The following is a 16222-nucleotide window of genomic DNA, read 5'->3' as shown; positions in this document are numbered from 1 at the left end:
GTGCTGCTGCGGTACTGGCCTTCCCATGTCGGCGGCATGGCCCCTTTGGGGTCAGACCCCGGCGGAGGGATATTCCGCTAAAAACGTGCACCATGACGGGCTGGATGGTCTTGGCCGGGGTCTGACCCCAAAGGGACCGCCAGCGCTGGCGACCAACCACTCGGCGCTACACCTCGATATCCGCCAGATTGCCGTAATCCTCCAGCCAGCTCTTGCGATCGGCGGAGCGCTTCTTGGCCAGCAGCATGTCCATCATCTCCATGGTGCCGTCACCGACCTCGCGGGTGAGCTGCACCAGGCGCCGGGTCTCGGGCGCCATGGTAGTCTCGCGCAGCTGCAGCGGGCTCATCTCGCCCAGGCCCTTGAAGCGCTGGACGTTGGGCGTGCCGCGCTTGCCCTCGAGCTGGCGCAGGATCGCCGCTTTCTCGCTCTCGTCGAGGGCGTAGTGCACCTCCTTGCCGAGATCGATGCGGTAGAGCGGCGGCATGGCGACGTAGACATGGCCGGCGTCCACCAGCGCCGGGAAGTGGCGCACGAAGAGCGCGCACAGCAACGTGGCGATATGCAGGCCGTCGGAGTCGGCGTCGGCGAGGATGCAGACGCGGTGGTAGCGCAGCTTGGTGAGGTCGTCGCTGCCCGGGTCCATGCCGATGGCCACGGCGATGTCGTGGACCTCCTGGGAGCCGTAGATATCGTGGGCGTCGACCTCCCAGGTGTTGAGAATCTTGCCACGCAGCGGCAGGATCGCCTGGGTCTCGCGGTTGCGGGCCTGCTTGGCGCTGCCGCCGGCCGAGTCGCCCTCGACCAGGAAGAGTTCGCTGCCGGCCGGATCCTGGCCCGAGCAATCGGCGAGCTTGCCGGGCAGTGCCGGCCCCGAGGTGACCTTCTTGCGCACCACCTTCCTGGCGCTCTTCTGGCGCCGCTGGGCGGCGCTGATCACCAGCTCGGCCAGGGCCTCGGCCTGATCGACGTGATGATTCAGCCACAGCGAGAAGGCGTCCTTGACCACCCCGGAGACGAACCCGGCCACGGTACGCGACGAGAGGCGCTCCTTGGTCTGGCCGGCGAACTGGGGATCGAGCATCTTCACCGAGAGCACGTAGGAGACCCGCTCCCAGAGGTCCTCGGCGGTGAGCTTGACGCCCCGGGGCAGCAGGCTGCGGTATTCGCAGAACTCGCGCAGGGCCTCGAGCAGGCCGGCGCGCAGGCCGTTGACGTGGGTCCCGCCCTGGGGGGTGGGGATCAGGTTGACGTAGCTCTCCATCAGCGGTTCGCCGCCCTCGGGCAGCCACTGGATCGCCCAGTCCGCCCCCTGCTCGTCGTCGGCGAAGTGGCCGACGAAGGGCGAGGCCGGCAGCACCTCATAGCCGTCGGTGGCCTGGGCCAGGTAGTCGCGCAGGCCATCCTCGTACTGCCAGACGCTCTCGCCGCCGTCGGTCTCGACCAACACGACCTTCAGGCCCGGGCAGAGCACCGCCTTGGCCCGCAGCAGGTGCTTCAACCGCCCCAGGGAGAGCCGCGGGCTGTCGAAGTAGCTCACCTCGGGCCAGAAGCGCACCACCGTGCCCCGGGCACGCTTGGTGCAGCTGCCGATCACCGCCAGCGCGGACGCGGGCTCGCCGTGCTCGAAGGCCATGGCGTGACGGCTGCCGTCGCGCAGCACCTCCACCTCGAGTCGCTTCGACAGGGCGTTGACCACCGAGACCCCCACACCGTGCAGGCCGCCGGAGAAGCGGTAGCTCGACTGGGAGAACTTGCCGCCGGCATGCAGCCGGGTGAGGATCAGCTCGATCCCGGACACGCCATGCTCCGGATGGATGTCGATGGGCATGCCACGGCCATCGTCGGTGACCTCGATGCCGCCATCCTCGAACAGCCGCACCGTGATCTCCTGGGCATGGCCGGCCAGCGCCTCGTCGACGCTGTTGTCGATGACCTCCTGGACCAGATGGTTGGGGCGGCTGGTGTCGGTGTACATGCCGGGGCGCTTGCGCACCGGTTCGAGGCCGGAGAGTACCTCGATGGAGCTGGCACTGTATTGCGTCATAACGTCGTCCGGTTCCTTGCGTGATTGCTGGCCTGCCAGCGGACATCCATCAGGGGCTCGCCGTCATGCCGGCGAGCCCATCGGCCGCCAGTCGATGGCCGCCGTGGGCGAAGATCGCCGGCAGATAATCGGCCAGCGCCGAGAAGCCATGATCCCCCCCGGGGTGAAGAATGGTGCGGGCGCCGCGATAGAAGGCAAAGGCATCGGCCGGGTCCAGGATCTCGTCGGCGCTACCCAGCAGCAGCAGGTAGCGCTCGGCGGTGACCCCCAGCGGGGTGAGCGCCTCGAGCTCCTTCAGGTGCGCCATCTCCACCCGGAAGTTCTCGCCGGTGTGATCGTTGACGAAGGCCTCGCCGATCCAGTCGGCCACCAACCCGGCGGGCCCCACCGCCGGGTTGATCAGTGCCGCCGGCAGGTCATGACCCTCGGCCAGGCAGGTCGCCAGGAAGCCCCCCATGGAGCTGCCCACCACCAGCGGCCGCGGCCCCAGGTCGCCGAGCCGCGATTCGGCCAGGCCGAGCGCCGCACGCGGCCGATGGGGCAGCTGCGGCGTCGCACAGGGCAGCCCCAGGATGGCACAAGCAGCGCGCATCAGTGCCGCCTTGGGCGAGCCACTGCCGCTGTTGAACCCATGCAGGTAGAGCACACCACTGGCCGCCGGCATGCGCGGGGTCGCACTCAGCATACCGCAACCCCTGTACAAACAGCCAGCCTCGTCACGAACCGCTCTCCATCACCCTCTCGCTCGCCCATACCGCCTCGATCAGGGCCCGGGTGGAGTCGTCCATGGCCTCGAGGCCCTGGCGGTTCTCCAGGATACGCTGGGTCTCGCCGGCGATCTTCTTGCCCAGCTCCACCCCCCACTGGTCGAAGGGGTTGATCTCCCAGATCGTGGCCTGGACGAACACCTTGTGTTCGTAGAGGGCGATCAGCGCCCCCAGGGTGGCCGGTGTCAGCCGGTCGAGCAGCACCGTGGTGGAGGGCTGGTTGCCGCGGTAGCGCTTGTGGCCGGGACGCGGGCCGTCGTCCTCGATGGCATCGTCCCCGAGCATCAGCACCCGCGACTGGGCGAAGCAGTTGGCGAGCGTCAGGCGGTGCTGGCTCATCAGGTGGTCGCGGGTCGCCTCGTCGGTCACGTCGTCGTAGCGCACCAGGGGCGCGATGAAGTCGCACTCCACCGCCTGGGTGCCCTGGTGCAGCAGCTGGTAGAAGGCGTGCTGGGCATTGGGCCCGAGCTGTCCCCACAGCACCGGGCAGGTGGAGTAACCCACCTCGCGGCCGTCGTGGGTCACCGACTTGCCGTTGGACTCCATCTCGAGCTGCTCGAGATAGGCCGCGAAGAACTCCAGACGGCCGTCATAGGGCAGGATCGAATGGGCGCGGATATCCAGGAAGTTGACGTTCCAGATCCCCGCCAACGCCAGCAGCACGGGCAGGTTGTCGGCCAGCGCCGCCTCGCGGAAGTGGCGGTCCATGGCATGGGCCCCGGCGAGCAGTTCGCGGAAGTTGTCCATGCCGACCATCAGGGCGATGGGCAGGCCGATGCCGCCCCACAGCGAATAGCGTCCACCGACCCACTCCCAGAATTCGAGCTGGTGGTCCGGCGCGATGCCCCAGTCATTCATCTTCTCCGGGCTCGCCGAAACCCCGATGAAGTGCTGGCGCATCACCAGCCCATCGTCGACTCCCTCCTCGCCGCCCAGCCTCGCCACCAGCCAGTCGCGGGCGGTACGGGCGTTGGAGAGGGTATCGATGGTGGTGAAGGACTTGGACGAGAGCACGAAGAGCGTGGTCTCGGGGTTGAGGCGAGCCAGGTAGTCGGCCAGCTGGGAGCCGTCCATGGTCGAGGCGAAGTGCACCTCGATGTGGTGCACGTCGGCCGGCCGGTAGTCGGCCAGGGCGTGGGTCACCATCAGCGGGCCGAGGTCGGAGCCGCCGACGCCCAGGTTGACCACGTTGCGAATCGCCTTGCCGGTGGCACCGCGCCACTGGCCGGCGTGGAAGCGCTCGACCATGGCGGCCATGCGATCGAGGGTGGCGTGCACCTCGGGCACCAGGTCCTCGCCCTCCACTACCAGCGACGCATCCGCCGGCAGGCGCAAGGCGGTGTGCAGCGCCGGACGATCCTCGCTCACGTTGACCCGCTCGCCGTCGAGCAGAGCACGGATCGCCTCGGGCAGCCCGGCCTCGCGTGCCAGGTCGAGCAGCAGGCCGAAGGTCTCGTCGGACCAGCGCTGCTTGGAGAGATCCAGGGTCAGCCCCGCCGCACGGCGGGTGTAGGCCGCATGGCGGCCGGACTCGCCGGCGAAGAGGTCGCGCAGATGCACGCCTCGCATGGCGTCGGCGTGGGTGCCCAGGGCGCGCCAGGCGCCACGCTGATCGATGGGCAGGTGATGCATTGAAGCCTCCTTGACGTCCTGTCGTGCAGTCGGAGCGCGTGAGACGTAGAATGGGCGTCCGTTCCCGCACGATTTCCGGCTTGGCCCATGAGTGACGCATCTTACCGTGACGCGATCTTTTCGACACCCCTCGACCGGGTCGCGCGTTTCTCCTTCGACGAACAGGTCGTCGCCTGCTTTCCCGACATGATCCGCCGCTCGGTGCCCGGCTATGGCCAGATACTCGGCATGCTGGGGCTGATCGCCCGGCGCCACCTGCGCCACGGCGCCCACGTCTACGATCTGGGCTGCTCGCTGGGGGCCGGCGGCCTGGCACTCGCCGGCACGCTGCCCCCCGCCGCCTTCCGCTATACCGGCGTCGACCTGTCGCCGGCCATGGTGGCCCGGGCTCGCGAGACCCTGGCCGCCGAATGCCCCGAACACGCCGTCGAGATCGTCGAAGGCGATATCCGCACCCTCGACTACCGCCGCTCGGGGATGGTCGTGCTCAACTTCACCCTGCAGTTCCTCGCCCCCGAGGACCGCGATGCGGTGATCGACAAGCTCTACGAGGCGCTCGAACCCGGTGGCGTGCTGGTGCTCTCGGAGAAGATCACGGCCACCGACGAGCAGGAGAACGCCTGGCTGGTGGAGCGCTACCACGACTTCAAGCGCGCCAACGGCTACAGCGACCTGGAGATCAGCCAGAAGCGCACGGCGCTGGAGAACGTGCTCCTGCCCGACTCCCTGGCGACCCACCACGAACGCCTGGCCAGGGCCGGCTTCTCGCGCTCGCTGACCTGGTTCCAGTTCCTGAACTTCGCCTCCTTGATCGCCTTCAAGGACACCCGCGGCGATGCACACGAGCGGGAGACCTGAGATGCCGATTGCCGCCGAGCACCGCGACCTCTACCGGGCCTTCCTCGACCAGGGGCTCGACGCCTGGCTCGCCCGGCTGCCCGACCAGCTCGCCCGCGGCCTCGACCGCAGCCGCTACGGCGACCTGCCCGCCTGGGAGAAGGCGGTGGCCAAGCTCCCCGCCCTGCCCGAGACCCGCGAGGTGACGCTGGACGGCGATACGGTCAGCGTCGCGGTGGCCCTCGACGCCAGCCGCCGCCGCCAGTGCGAGAACCTGTTGCGCAAGCTCGCCCCCTGGCGCAAGGGGCCCTTTCGCCTCGCCGGCGTTCACATCGACACCGAGTGGCGCTCCGACTGGAAGTGGCGGCGCGTGGCCCCGCACCTTGCTCCGCTCCGGGGCCGCCGCGTTCTCGACGTGGGCGGCGGCAGCGGCTATCACGCCTGGCGCATGGCAGGCGCCGGGGCCGCCTTCGTGCTGGTGATCGACCCCTCGCCGCGCTTCTTCTGGCAGTTCCGGGCGGTGCGCCACTTCGTCGGCGACGCCGACGGCGGGCGCACCCACTTCCTGCCGGTAGGCATCGAGGACGTGCCCGAGAGGCTCGCCTTCTTCGACACGGTATTCTCCATGGGCGTGCTCTACCACCGCCCCTCACCGCTCGAGCACCTGCTGCAGCTCAGGGACGCCCTGCGCCCCGGCGGCGAGCTGGTGCTCGAGACCCTGGTGGTGGAGGGCGACGGCACCACCGTGCTGCTGCCCGGCGAACGCTACGCGGCCATGCCCAACGTCTACTTCCTGCCGTCGTCGGCGGCGCTGTGCCAGTGGCTCGAACGCTGCGGCTTTACGAACGTGCGGGTGGTGGACGAGGCGGTGACCACCACCGACGAGCAGCGCTCCACCGACTGGATGACCTTCCAATCGCTGGCCGACTTCCTCGACCCCGAGGAACCGACCAAGACCCGCGAGGGCTACCCGGCGCCGCGGCGGGCGGTGGTGATGGCCGAGCGGCCGCAGTGAACACACCACAAAACGACGCAAGAGCGGAGGACACCCACGCCCAACCGCTCATCACCGGGGGAGCCCTCCCGGGGATTGCCTTATAAGGTAGTTTCTAAAGTAGCTTCGGCCTCCAGTTCGACGCTCTCTGCGGCCAGATCCCCCAGGATCGGACAATCCGGGCGTTCATCCCCGTGGCAGTGCTTCACCAGATGCTCCAGGGTCTGCCGCATGTCCTGCAGCTTCTTGATCTTGCCGTCCAGTTCCTCGATGTGAGCCTGCGCGACGGCCTTCACGTCGGCGCTGGCCCGGTGGCGGTCCTGCCACAGGGCGAGCAGATTGCCCATCTGCCCCACCGAGAAACCCAGGCACCGTGCCCGGGAGATGAAGCGCAGCGCGTGGATGTCCTTCTCGCTGAAGGCCCGGTACCCCGCCTCCGTCCGATGGGCCGGGGGAATCAGGCCGATACTTTCGTAATAGCGAATCATCTTTTCCGAGATGCCGGAAGCCTTCGCCGCTTGCCCGATATTCATCAGCTACCTCCCATTTTCAGGCCATCGTCGCGCCTAGGTACCCACTTCTCCATGGAACCCTGGGCTGTCTGCCTCGCGCCCCTGGATGACGAGGCGTTCATCTCTCCAATAATAGGAAACTTCAGACCGGAAGTCCCGGCCCCTCGCCCGGCCCGCCAAGGCCGGTGAGACCCTGATGGTTGCCGCCGATGCAGAATGCCGCTGGACCAGCAATGAGACCGTGCGCAAGATCTCCTGCATCATCGGCTAATGGCGTATCCAGCCCCCAAGCGGGTGGCTGGAATTTTTTGATTCTTCGCTTGACCTTCCAATACTGGGAAGCTTCACGCTGTCACTGCCTCACCTCAAATGGAGAAAAACCATGCTGAAACTCAAGGTACCCAAGATGACCTGTGGCCACTGCGCCTCTACCGTCACGACCGCGATCAAGACCGTGGATGCCGATGCCAACGTGGACATCGATCTCACGCAGCAGCAAGTGACGATCGAGAGTCGCGCCGATGCAGCAGCCCTTGCTGCTGTCCTCGAGGAAGCGGGTTATCCCAACGAGTTGGCGTAGCAATGAGGGGGCCGAAGGTACGATTCGTACCTGCGGCCCCCTCATCGTCACCGCCCCCTCAGCGAGCCGGAGGATGGCACTGCTCCGGCGCGTTACGTCTCAGTCCTGGCATGAATGACTTTTCGCCGGAGCTCACGAGAATCCGAGCACGGCTTTCGTCTCCAGATACTCCTCCATGCCTTCGATGCCGTATTCGCGGCCATTTCCCGAACGTTTGTACCCGCCGAAGGGGGCGTTGGGGTCCCAGGCCGGGTAGTTGATGTGGACCTGCCCGGAGCGGATCCGGGCCGCCACGGACCGTGCCGTCTCGAGATCCCCGCCTTGGACATGGGCGCCGAGGCCGTAGATGGTGTCGTTGGCAATCGCCACGGCCTCATCGATGGTGTCGTAGGGAATGACACAGAGGACCGGCCCGAAAATCTCCTCCTGAGCGATCCTCATTTGAGAATCTACCTCGGAGAAGACGGTGGGACGAACGTAGAAGCCCCGGTCCAGACCCTGCGGTCGGCCAGTACCGCCGCACACGAGCCGCGCGCCCTCGGCGATCCCCACGGCAATCATCTCCCGCACACGCTCGAACTGGGCGCGGTTCGCCAGGGGGCCATGGGTCGTCGCCTCTGAACGCGGATCGCCGACGACCATCCCCGATACCGCCTCGCACACGAGACGCTCGACCTCCTGGAGGTGCTGGCGGGGCACGATCATGCGCGTTGGTGCGCTGCAGGACTGCCCGAGGTTGCGGAAAGCGGCCGCCACGCCGGGCGCGACGGCACGCGTCAGATCCGCATCCGGCAGGATGACGTTGGGTGACTTGCCCCCGAGTTCCAGGGCCACCCGTTTCACCGTCGGGGCGGCCGCCTGGCTCACCAGGACACCGGCCCGGGTCGAGCCGGTCAGCGAGATCATGTCCACGTCGGGATGCGCCGCCAGGGCCGCGCCGACCCCGGGGCCATCACCGTTTACGAGGTTGAAGACGCCCGGCGGAATACCGGCGTCCTGCACCACCTCCGCGAAGAGCAAGGCACTCAGGGGCGACAGCTCACTCGGCTTCAGCACCACCGTACACCCTGCCGCCAAGGCGGGACCCACCTTGGCGGTGATCTGATAGAGCGGCCAGTTCCAGGGGGTGATCAGACCGCACACACCGATCGGCTCGCGCAGGATGGCCGTGGTGCCACGATGGGTGATGAAGGGATAGGTGGCCAGATTGTCCCGCGCCACGCGGATGTGCTCCGCCGCCAGCGGTACCTGAGCGCTGCGCGCGTAGCCGATGGCAGCCCCCATTTCCAGCGAGAGCGCCTGGGCGAACAGTTCCGTCCGTTCGAGGATCAGGGCGTGGATGCGATCCAGGAACTGGGCACGGCGCTCGGGCAAGGTGGCGGACCAGCCCGCGAACGCGCGCCTCGCCGCGGCCACCGCCGTGTCGACGTCCATGCTGCTGCCCAGGGCGATCTCGGCGACGGACTCCTCCGTCGAGGGATCGACAACAGCGGTTCGGGTCAAGGGTTCGGGTAAGGTCCACTCGCCGTCGATGAACAGGCGATCGAGACGGTCCGCGTTGCTGAGATGTGCGATGGGTGAGGTCATTGGAATCGATCCTTGAGACGGTAATAGGCTCCCACGATGAGCAAGAATCACGGGGCTCGAAGTGACCGGGCTCAGAAAAACGCCTGGCTGGCGATGGCAAACTGGTGGATGCCGGGGTCCGCCTGCGGGGCCTCGCCCCGCACCATGGCCACTGGAGTATCGACGTGCGCCAGCCCCAGCTCGCTCAACAAGGAATCCAGTCCGTGCTCATCGCACATGTCGATACGCACGAAGGAGCCGATGCGCGTCACAGCCAAGTGGCTGAGCAGCGCGCGGGCGTGTTCTGCATCGGGAGCGACCACCGGACCGATGATGTCGCCTTGCCCGAAGCTGCGCAGGATGCCGAAGCCGACCGGATTGCCGTTATCGTCCTCGATGACGACGCCTTCGCCGGTGCGCAGTAGCTCGTTCACGACCCGCGCACGCGCCATGCCGGCGGCGCGGGAGGCCAGCGCCACCAACGTGGCGCCATCGCCCGCCTCAGCCGCCCGCAGGCGCGTGCCCGGCGGCGGTGCGACGGGCGCGCGGGGAGCGACCGTACCCTGGTGCTGGTGGACCTTGCCGATCGCCTCGAAGCCGAGCCGTTCGTAGAGGGGCTGCCCGGCCGGTGTGGCGTGGAGCAGGGTGTTGCGCTCGCCGATCGCCTCGAGCAGCCGGTTCATCAACTCGCCCCCAATGCCCCGCCCCTGGGCCTCCGGCGAGACGATCACCATGCCGAGCGAGGCATGGTCGTCGCCATGAGGCCACCACAGCGCCGTACCGATCACGCTGCCGTCGCACTCGGCGACGAAGCCGCTACCGAGGTGGTGCAGGAGCTGCCAGTCCTCCGGCCGGTGTCGCCAGTGCACCGCCTGGGAAAGCGCGTGCGCTGCCGGAAAGTCGCTTTCCAGCATGGGCCGATACTGGATGTTAACTTCCGCGGTCGTGGGTGACATGCGAGTCTCCTGTTCCCAACCTAGTCGACACGGGGAGGTGCGTGTAAGTGCGAACGAAGTCAGTGTTTTCGATACCGTCCACTTTAACTCCAGCCATGCGGTACGGGCTGCTCATTTCGAAGAGTGAACGGTAGGATATGCCATAAACCCACCTGGCATTGGCAAGATATTGTCACAGCTCTCGTGCATGATATGAGCACGCCCTTCCGGCAACCCGGGGGGGTAGCGGGACATGGCTGAAGCTGCCCGACGGAGGATGGAGGATGGAGGATGTCTGACAAAGTAGCGGAAATCGACGATCTGGTGGCGCCGTTGGTGTCGTTTCGTCGCGATATTCATGCCAACCCCGAACTTGCCTACGAAGAGCACCGCACGGCGAACAAGATTGAAGAGGCCTTGCGCCAGCTCGGGCTGGAGGTTCACACGGGCATCGGTGGAACCGGTGTCGTCGCGTCCCTGAAGGTGGGCAATTCCGATCGCGCCATCGGCTTGCGCGCCGACATGGACGCGCTGCCCATCCATGAAGAGACCGGCCTGCCCTACGCCAGCCGCAACCCAGGCGTCTTCCATGGTTGCGGTCACGACGGGCATATGGCGATGCTGCTGGGCGCCGCCCAGCATCTGGCGCGTACCCGTCGCTTCGACGGTACCGTCCATTTCATTTTTCAACCGGCCGAAGAAGGGCACGCTGGCGCCCGGGCCATGGTCGAGGACGGGCTGTTCGACCGGTTTCCCTGCGACCGGGTTTTCGCCTTCCATAACTGGCCGGATCTTCCGGCCGGGACGGTTGCGACGCGGCCGGGGCCGATCATGGCGGCGGCCGACAAGTTCGACATCCTGGTTGAAGGGCTCGGCGCCCATGCCGCGATGCCACACAAGACACCGGACGCGATCCTGGCAGCAAGCGACCTCGTCACCCAGCTCAACGGGCTGGTGTCACGCCGGATTCCGCCGATGTCCACGGCGGTGCTCTCCGTGACCCGGATTGAAGGAGGCAGTTCGCACAACGTCCTGCCCGCCGCAGTCCGTGTCGTCGGCACGGTCCGCACCTTCGATAGCGCGGTGCAGGACAGGATCGAGGAAGCCCTGCGGCAGGTCGCCGAGGGCGTGGCCCTGGCCAGCGGCACCCGCATGACCGTGACCTACAATCGCTACTATCCGGCGACGGTCAATGATGCGGCTGCCGCCGACGAGGCACTGGCCGCTGCGGCCAGCGTTGCCCGCGCCGAACTCGCGCCGGAACCGGCCTTCACCTCGGAGGATTTCGCGTTCATGCTGCAGGCATGCAAGGGCGCTTATCTCTGGTTGGGCCAGGGTCGCGGCGACGCAGAGGTACCGCTGCACCATCCCCGTTACGATTTCAACGACGATGTCCTGGCGACCGGAATTCGCCTGCATGTCGCGCTCGTCGAACGCCATCTGGCGAGCTAAGCGGCAGCGTTAGCGGAAACGGCACCTGGTAGCGCGTGTTGGATTACCAGCCTTCAAATCGCGGCCATACGGCCTCAATGCTATCGGAACCGTCGCGCACCACGTGATAGCTGCCATGCTGGGCGCCGGTGGCGCAGGCGTGATTGGGCAGAATGCGGACCCGGGCACCGATCGGCAGATCGGGAAGAGTGCCCTTCGACCCGGGGCGCAGGGCGATGACGCCGTGCTCCTGATTGGCATCCGCCATGATCAGGTCGTCATAGGGCTTGCCGTGCACGTCACAGACCAGACCGTACCCCTGGTCGAGTTCCTGTTTGGCGGTGCCGCGATCCCGTGACATGGCCATCCAGCCCGCATCAACGAGAAGCCATCCCTTCTCCGGCTGGTGCCCGATCACCGTCGTCAGTACCGAGAGGGCGATATCGTCCACCGTGCAGACGCCGATGCCGGCCATGACCAGGTCGAAGAAGATGAAAACGCCGGCCCTGACTTCGGTGACGCCGGTGAGGTCCCGGCTGAAATGGGCCGTGGGGGTGGATCCGACACTCACAACAGGGCATGGCAACCCGGCTTCACGCAGGGCATTCGCCGCCCTGACCGCACCCGCGCGTTCCTCTTCGGCGCACCGTTCGAGCGCCGCTCGGCCCCGGGCGGCATAGATGCCGCCGGCATGGGTGAGCACCCCGCGCAACTCAGCCCCCTCATGGAGGGCGCGGCCGATCTCAACCAGCCTTTCGGTGTCGTCCGGCAACACGCCCGAACGATGGCCGTCGCAATCGATTTCAATCAGCGCGGGAATGCGGGTGTTCGATTCGCGAGCAGCGTCGGCAACCAGGCGCGCGTGTTCGACACTGTCGAGAATGACGGCAAGGTCCACACCTGCGGCGCGCAAGGCCAACACCCGGCCCAATTTTCCGGGCGCGATGCCGACGGCATAGATGATATCGCGCACACCGGCGGCGGCGAATTGCTCCGCCTCCTTCAACGTCGAAACCGTTGCCGGACCCGCATCGCTCATCATGACCCGGCGGGCCACCTCCACCGATTTCCCTGTTTTCAGATGCGGCCGCAACCTGGTCCCGAGGGTAGCCAGGTGGGACTTCAGACGCTGGACATTGCGGTCCATGCGGTCAGCATCAAGCATCAGACACGGGGTTTCGATCGTTTGCAGCGTGGCTTTCTCCACGGAAGCCTGATTAACCACCATGCTGACTCTCCTGATTCTACATTTCGCTGCGTGGCAGCCTGTTCAAGGCGCGGCGCAGGTGAAGCGCCGCCGACGCTAAAAGCAGTGCGGGTCAAGGTTAGCCCGAGTTAAAGCGCGCCTACCTCCACCTTCGAGCCATCGAGCAAGCGCGAGAGACTGAAGGGCTTGGGATCGACACAGGGGGTATCGTTGGCGACCAGGTCAGCCGCCAGATGGCCGAGCCCCGGCCCCAGGCCGAACCCATGTCCGGAACCACCCGCCGCCAGGAAGAAGCCTGCCATGCCATCCACGGTGGAGATCACCGGCACCGCATCGGGGGTGCAATCCACATAGCCCCCCCAGGACTCGGCCATTTCGACGTTCGCCAGCGCCGGGAAGCGCCTTCGGACCTGCTCCAGAATCGCGGCCGCGGAGATGGGCGCGGGATCGAGTACACGGTTGCGCTCGAACGCGGAGGGCTTATCCGAACCCCAGCCTGCCAACCCTTCCGGACCGTGAATGAAAGACTCGCCGATGCCGAACTCCATGGCACCCAGCCGCTTGATGAACATGGGCAGGAACTCCTTCCCATAGCGGATGCCCTGGGGTGTGATTTCAAGCCGTGCCTTGCCGCTGAGGGCCACCGTATAACTGCCATCGAGGCGGCGGGTAAGCGTGCAATCCCGTGTGTAGAGCGCCTCCCCGAGGTTTGGCGCCGGGCGCGTACGCAGTGCGGTCTGGCGCACGCTCGCCTGGGGGAAGCGAATCCCGTGGCGCCGACAGAACGCCGATGCCCAGGCGCCGGCGGCACACAGGACCGCATTGGTCCGGATAACCCCTTGTTCGGTGATCACGCCCGTCACCGCGCCATTGGTGATATCGAGACCGTAGGCGGCGCAGTTCTGGTGGATGCTGGCGCCCAGCGCGCGGGCGCCCTCGGCAATCCCCGGCGCCGCAATGGCGGGCTCCGCCTTGCCGTCATCGACGGAGTGGACGCCGCCCAGCCATTGCCGCCCCACCGCCGGAATCGCGGCGGTCGCCTCCGCCGGGCTCAGTATCCGCGTATTGATGTCGAACTGGCGCGCCGTCTCTCGCCAGGCTTCCCATTCGGCGAGCTGCTTGGCATCGTCGGTCGCGTACTTGAGGCCGCAGCGGCGAAACCCAAGATCAGTACCAATCTCCGCCGTGAGTTCGTCCCATAGCCGCATGGCCAGACCGGAGATCGGCAATTCGCGGGCATCACGGTTCTGCTGCCGGCACCAGCCCCAGTTGCGGCTCGACTGTTCGCCGCCGACATGGCCCTTCTCGATCAGGGCGACTGAATGGCCCCTCTTGGCCAGGAAATAGGCGGCAGTCGCACCGACAATGCCACCGCCGATAATGACGACGCCAGCCGAGGAAGGAAGTCTCCCATCGCTTGGGATGTACTTAATCGATGGTGACACGGCAGGTAACCTTGGGTGATTTCAGGATTATCGAACATCAGCCGAAAATGAAAGTTGCCGACAACGATTCAGCACTCATCTTCCCTGGACGAGTGAATCAGCATCAGCGGCTCGAACATGATCCGTGTCGCTAACCGGAACCCACTGCCGCCATGTCTACCCGACTGGCAGGAGCACTCTCCTCCGAATCGGCGGCGTGGTAGGGGCAGCGAACCTGGTGCCCATCGCTGATTGCGATCAGCTCCGGGAGGGCACGGGAGCACTCCGGCCTGGCGATGGGACAGCGCGGGTGGAAACTGCAACCCGGCGGAGGAGCAATCGGGCTTGGCGGTTCCCCACGTGCCATCGCACACCCCTCGAGCCCTTTCTCTTCGAGCATCGAGGCATTGATCAGCGAGCGCGTGTAGGGATGACGCGGATTCTGGAAGAGCTCCTCGCTCTCGGCGACTTCCACGATGCGTCCCAGATACATGACCGCAACACGATCACAGAGGTAATGCACCACGCGCAGGTCATGGGAGATGACCACCAGGGTAAGGTTGTAGCGCTCCTTGAGGGATGCCAGGAGGTTCAGGATCTGGGATCGCATGGAGGAGTCCAGCGCCGAGGTCGGCTCGTCGCACACCAGCACCTGCGGTTCGAGCAGCAGGGCACGCGCGATCACCACCCGCTGCAGCTGGCCACCGGAGCACTGGCTGGGGAAGCGGTTGATGAAACTCGGATCCAGGCCGACATCGTTCAAGGCACGGAGGATCCGCTGCAGCCGCTCGGGCCTGGTTCCGATGCGGTTCTGGGACAGCGGCGCATACAGGCTTCGTCCTATGGTCATGCGAGGATCCAGCGCACTGAAGGGATCCTGGAAAACGAGCTGCACGGTACGCCGCAGCCGCTTGCGCTCGCTGCTCCTGGCCGACGAGACGTCGATACCGTCGATATCGATATGGCCCGAGGTCAGTGACGACATGCCGAGGATCAGCCGCGCCAGGGTGCTCTTGCCGCAGCCCGACTCGCCCACCAGCCCCAGGGATTCGCCCTTGGCAACGGCGAGACTGATGCCATCCACCGATCGCACCTGCCGCCGCTGACGGAAGAGACCGCCGCGTAGCGGGTAGTATTTTACGGCATCCGTTATCCGGAGAATCGGTGCCCTGGGGTCGGTTCGTGTCTCAACAGCCATCATGGTCACCCTCCACGTCGGACTGACAGATTTTGATGGCCTGGGCCTGGATGTCATCTGATGCTCCGACCCAGCACCGCGCGCAGCAGCCGGGCCCATCATGCTCGACCATCGGCGGAGCGAGCCGCGAGCAGATTTCGGGGTGTCCCCACTTTTCGGCGACCTGACAGCGCGAACGGAACCGACACCCTGGAATCTGCGACAGCAGTTCCGGGGGATTTCCCGGAATGGCATACAGTTGCCCCGACTCATCGGCCTGCAGGAGCGAGCAGTGAATCAGCGACTGGGTGTAGGGATGCCGAGGGTGGTGCAGGATCTCGTCGGTTGTCCCCTGCTCCACGATCTCCCCCGAGTACATCACGGCCACCCGGTCCGCGATCGCCGAGACGACGGAAAGATCATGGGTGATCAACAGGATGGAAAGATTGCTCTCCCTGCGCTTGCGATCCAGCAGTTGAAGAATCTGCGCCTGGACGGTGACATCCAGGGCGGTCGTGGGTTCATCGGCGATGAGCAGGTCGGGCTCGGCACTCAGCGCCGCCGCGATCATAACGCGCTGCGCCATCCCCCCGGACATCTGGTGCGGATAGCACTTCATCCGCTCTTCGGGCTCCGGGATCCCCACGTCGCGGAACAGCTGCACGACCCGTTCGTGCTCCTCTTCGGCGGAAAGATGCCGGTGGACATGCAACGCCTCGCCGGCCTGGGCGCCGACCGTGCAGGTCGGGTCCAGCATCACGTGGGGTTGCTGAAACAGCATCGCGATTCTGGCACCGCGGTACTCATTGAACTTGTCTTCGGGCAGCGAGAGCACCTCTTCGCCACAGATACGCACCGATCCCTCCAGGATCGAGATCCCGGACGGCATCAGGCGCATCAGGCTACGCGCGGTCATGCTCTTGCCGGATCCGGATTCCCCCACCAGGGCAAGAATCTCACCCCGGCGAATGGTCAGGTTCAAGTCGTTGATGATGGCACCGACCCCGGGAACACCCACCGTGAGGTGCTCGACTTCGAGGACCGGTTCACAGGCTTCCGGTCGTACCTGGTGCTGCATGATTGTTTGATTGGCAAGCATCTTGAACCCCCTCA

Annotated in this window: 14 protein-coding genes; 4 read left to right on the top strand and 10 right to left on the bottom strand. The window is 66.2% G+C overall.

The features are described from left to right. Positions 1 to 166 precede the first annotated feature (166 nt). From parE to pgi, 3 genes are read right to left on the bottom strand one after another with little or no spacing between them, the layout of a single operon-like run. The gene (gene parE, locus AC5W54_RS11480; RefSeq protein WP_495962226.1) at positions 167 to 2047 is read right to left on the bottom strand and encodes a DNA topoisomerase IV subunit B; all 1881 of its coding nucleotides are present in this window, start codon (positions 2045 to 2047) and stop codon (positions 167 to 169) included. A gap of 49 nt (positions 2048 to 2096) precedes the next feature. After that, a complete protein-coding gene (locus tag AC5W54_RS11475) occupies positions 2097 to 2732 on the bottom strand; it encodes a YqiA/YcfP family alpha/beta fold hydrolase (protein WP_495962225.1) in 636 nt (211 codons plus the stop codon). 31 nt (positions 2733 to 2763) lie between these two features. Continuing rightward, entirely contained in the window at positions 2764 to 4446 is a 1683-nt protein-coding gene (gene pgi, locus AC5W54_RS11470) for a glucose-6-phosphate isomerase (RefSeq protein ID WP_495962224.1), read from the bottom strand. 87 nt (positions 4447 to 4533) lie between these two features. Between pgi and cmoA the strand changes: the two genes are divergently transcribed. Continuing rightward, a complete protein-coding gene (cmoA, locus tag AC5W54_RS11465) occupies positions 4534 to 5304 on the top strand; it encodes a carboxy-S-adenosyl-L-methionine synthase CmoA (protein WP_495962223.1) in 771 nt (256 codons plus the stop codon). A gap of 1 nt (position 5305) precedes the next feature. After that, a complete protein-coding gene (cmoB, locus tag AC5W54_RS11460) occupies positions 5306 to 6298 on the top strand; it encodes a tRNA 5-methoxyuridine(34)/uridine 5-oxyacetic acid(34) synthase CmoB (protein ID WP_495962222.1) in 993 nt (330 codons plus the stop codon). Between the two features lie 80 nt (positions 6299 to 6378). Here cmoB and cueR read toward each other — a convergent pair whose 3' ends face one another. Then, entirely contained in the window at positions 6379 to 6810 is a 432-nt protein-coding gene (gene cueR / locus AC5W54_RS11455; RefSeq protein ID WP_495962221.1) for a Cu(I)-responsive transcriptional regulator, read from the bottom strand. A 361-nt stretch (positions 6811 to 7171) separates the two neighbouring features. On the opposite strand from cueR, the gene AC5W54_RS11450 reads away from it, so the two are divergent. Continuing rightward, the gene (locus tag AC5W54_RS11450) at positions 7172 to 7369 is read left to right on the top strand and encodes a heavy-metal-associated domain-containing protein (protein ID WP_495962220.1); all 198 of its coding nucleotides are present in this window, start codon (positions 7172 to 7174) and stop codon (positions 7367 to 7369) included. Between the two features lie 132 nt (positions 7370 to 7501). Here AC5W54_RS11450 and AC5W54_RS11445 read toward each other — a convergent pair whose 3' ends face one another. Together AC5W54_RS11445 and AC5W54_RS11440 are read right to left on the bottom strand one after the other, a co-directional pair. After that, a complete protein-coding gene (locus AC5W54_RS11445) occupies positions 7502 to 8956 on the bottom strand; it encodes an aldehyde dehydrogenase family protein (RefSeq protein WP_495962219.1) in 1455 nt (484 codons plus the stop codon). Positions 8957 to 9027: 71 nt separating this feature from the next. Beyond that, complete coding sequence (locus AC5W54_RS11440; RefSeq protein ID WP_495962218.1) at positions 9028 to 9891, bottom strand: GNAT family N-acetyltransferase; 864 nt, start codon at positions 9889 to 9891, stop codon at positions 9028 to 9030. A 270-nt stretch (positions 9892 to 10161) separates the two neighbouring features. On the opposite strand from AC5W54_RS11440, the gene AC5W54_RS11435 reads away from it, so the two are divergent. Then, positions 10162 to 11322, top strand: coding sequence for a M20 aminoacylase family protein (locus AC5W54_RS11435; RefSeq protein WP_495962217.1), 1161 nt, complete (start codon positions 10162 to 10164; stop codon positions 11320 to 11322). Positions 11323 to 11365: 43 nt separating this feature from the next. Here AC5W54_RS11435 and AC5W54_RS11430 read toward each other — a convergent pair whose 3' ends face one another. From AC5W54_RS11430 to AC5W54_RS11415, 4 genes are all read right to left on the bottom strand, one after another. Further along, on the bottom strand, positions 11366 to 12529 hold the full coding sequence (locus tag AC5W54_RS11430) for a DSD1 family PLP-dependent enzyme (RefSeq protein ID WP_495962216.1): 1164 nt from the start codon (positions 12527 to 12529) through the stop codon (positions 11366 to 11368). A 107-nt stretch (positions 12530 to 12636) separates the two neighbouring features. After that, positions 12637 to 13953 (bottom strand): NAD(P)/FAD-dependent oxidoreductase, encoded by a 1317-nt coding sequence (locus AC5W54_RS11425; RefSeq protein WP_495962215.1) that lies wholly within the window; start codon positions 13951 to 13953, stop codon positions 12637 to 12639. Positions 13954 to 14083: 130 nt separating this feature from the next. Continuing rightward, positions 14084 to 15133, bottom strand: coding sequence for an ABC transporter ATP-binding protein (locus AC5W54_RS11420; RefSeq protein ID WP_495962214.1), 1050 nt, complete (start codon positions 15131 to 15133; stop codon positions 14084 to 14086). Next, on the bottom strand, positions 15120 to 16208 hold the full coding sequence (locus AC5W54_RS11415; protein WP_495962213.1) for an ABC transporter ATP-binding protein: 1089 nt from the start codon (positions 16206 to 16208) through the stop codon (positions 15120 to 15122). The genes AC5W54_RS11420 and AC5W54_RS11415 overlap by 14 nt, the downstream gene beginning before the upstream one ends. Between the last annotated feature and the right edge of the window lie 14 nt (positions 16209 to 16222).

Source organism: Halomonas sp. LMYGS-3 (assembly GCF_059509875.1).
This window is presented reverse-complemented; position numbering and strand designations above follow the sequence as displayed.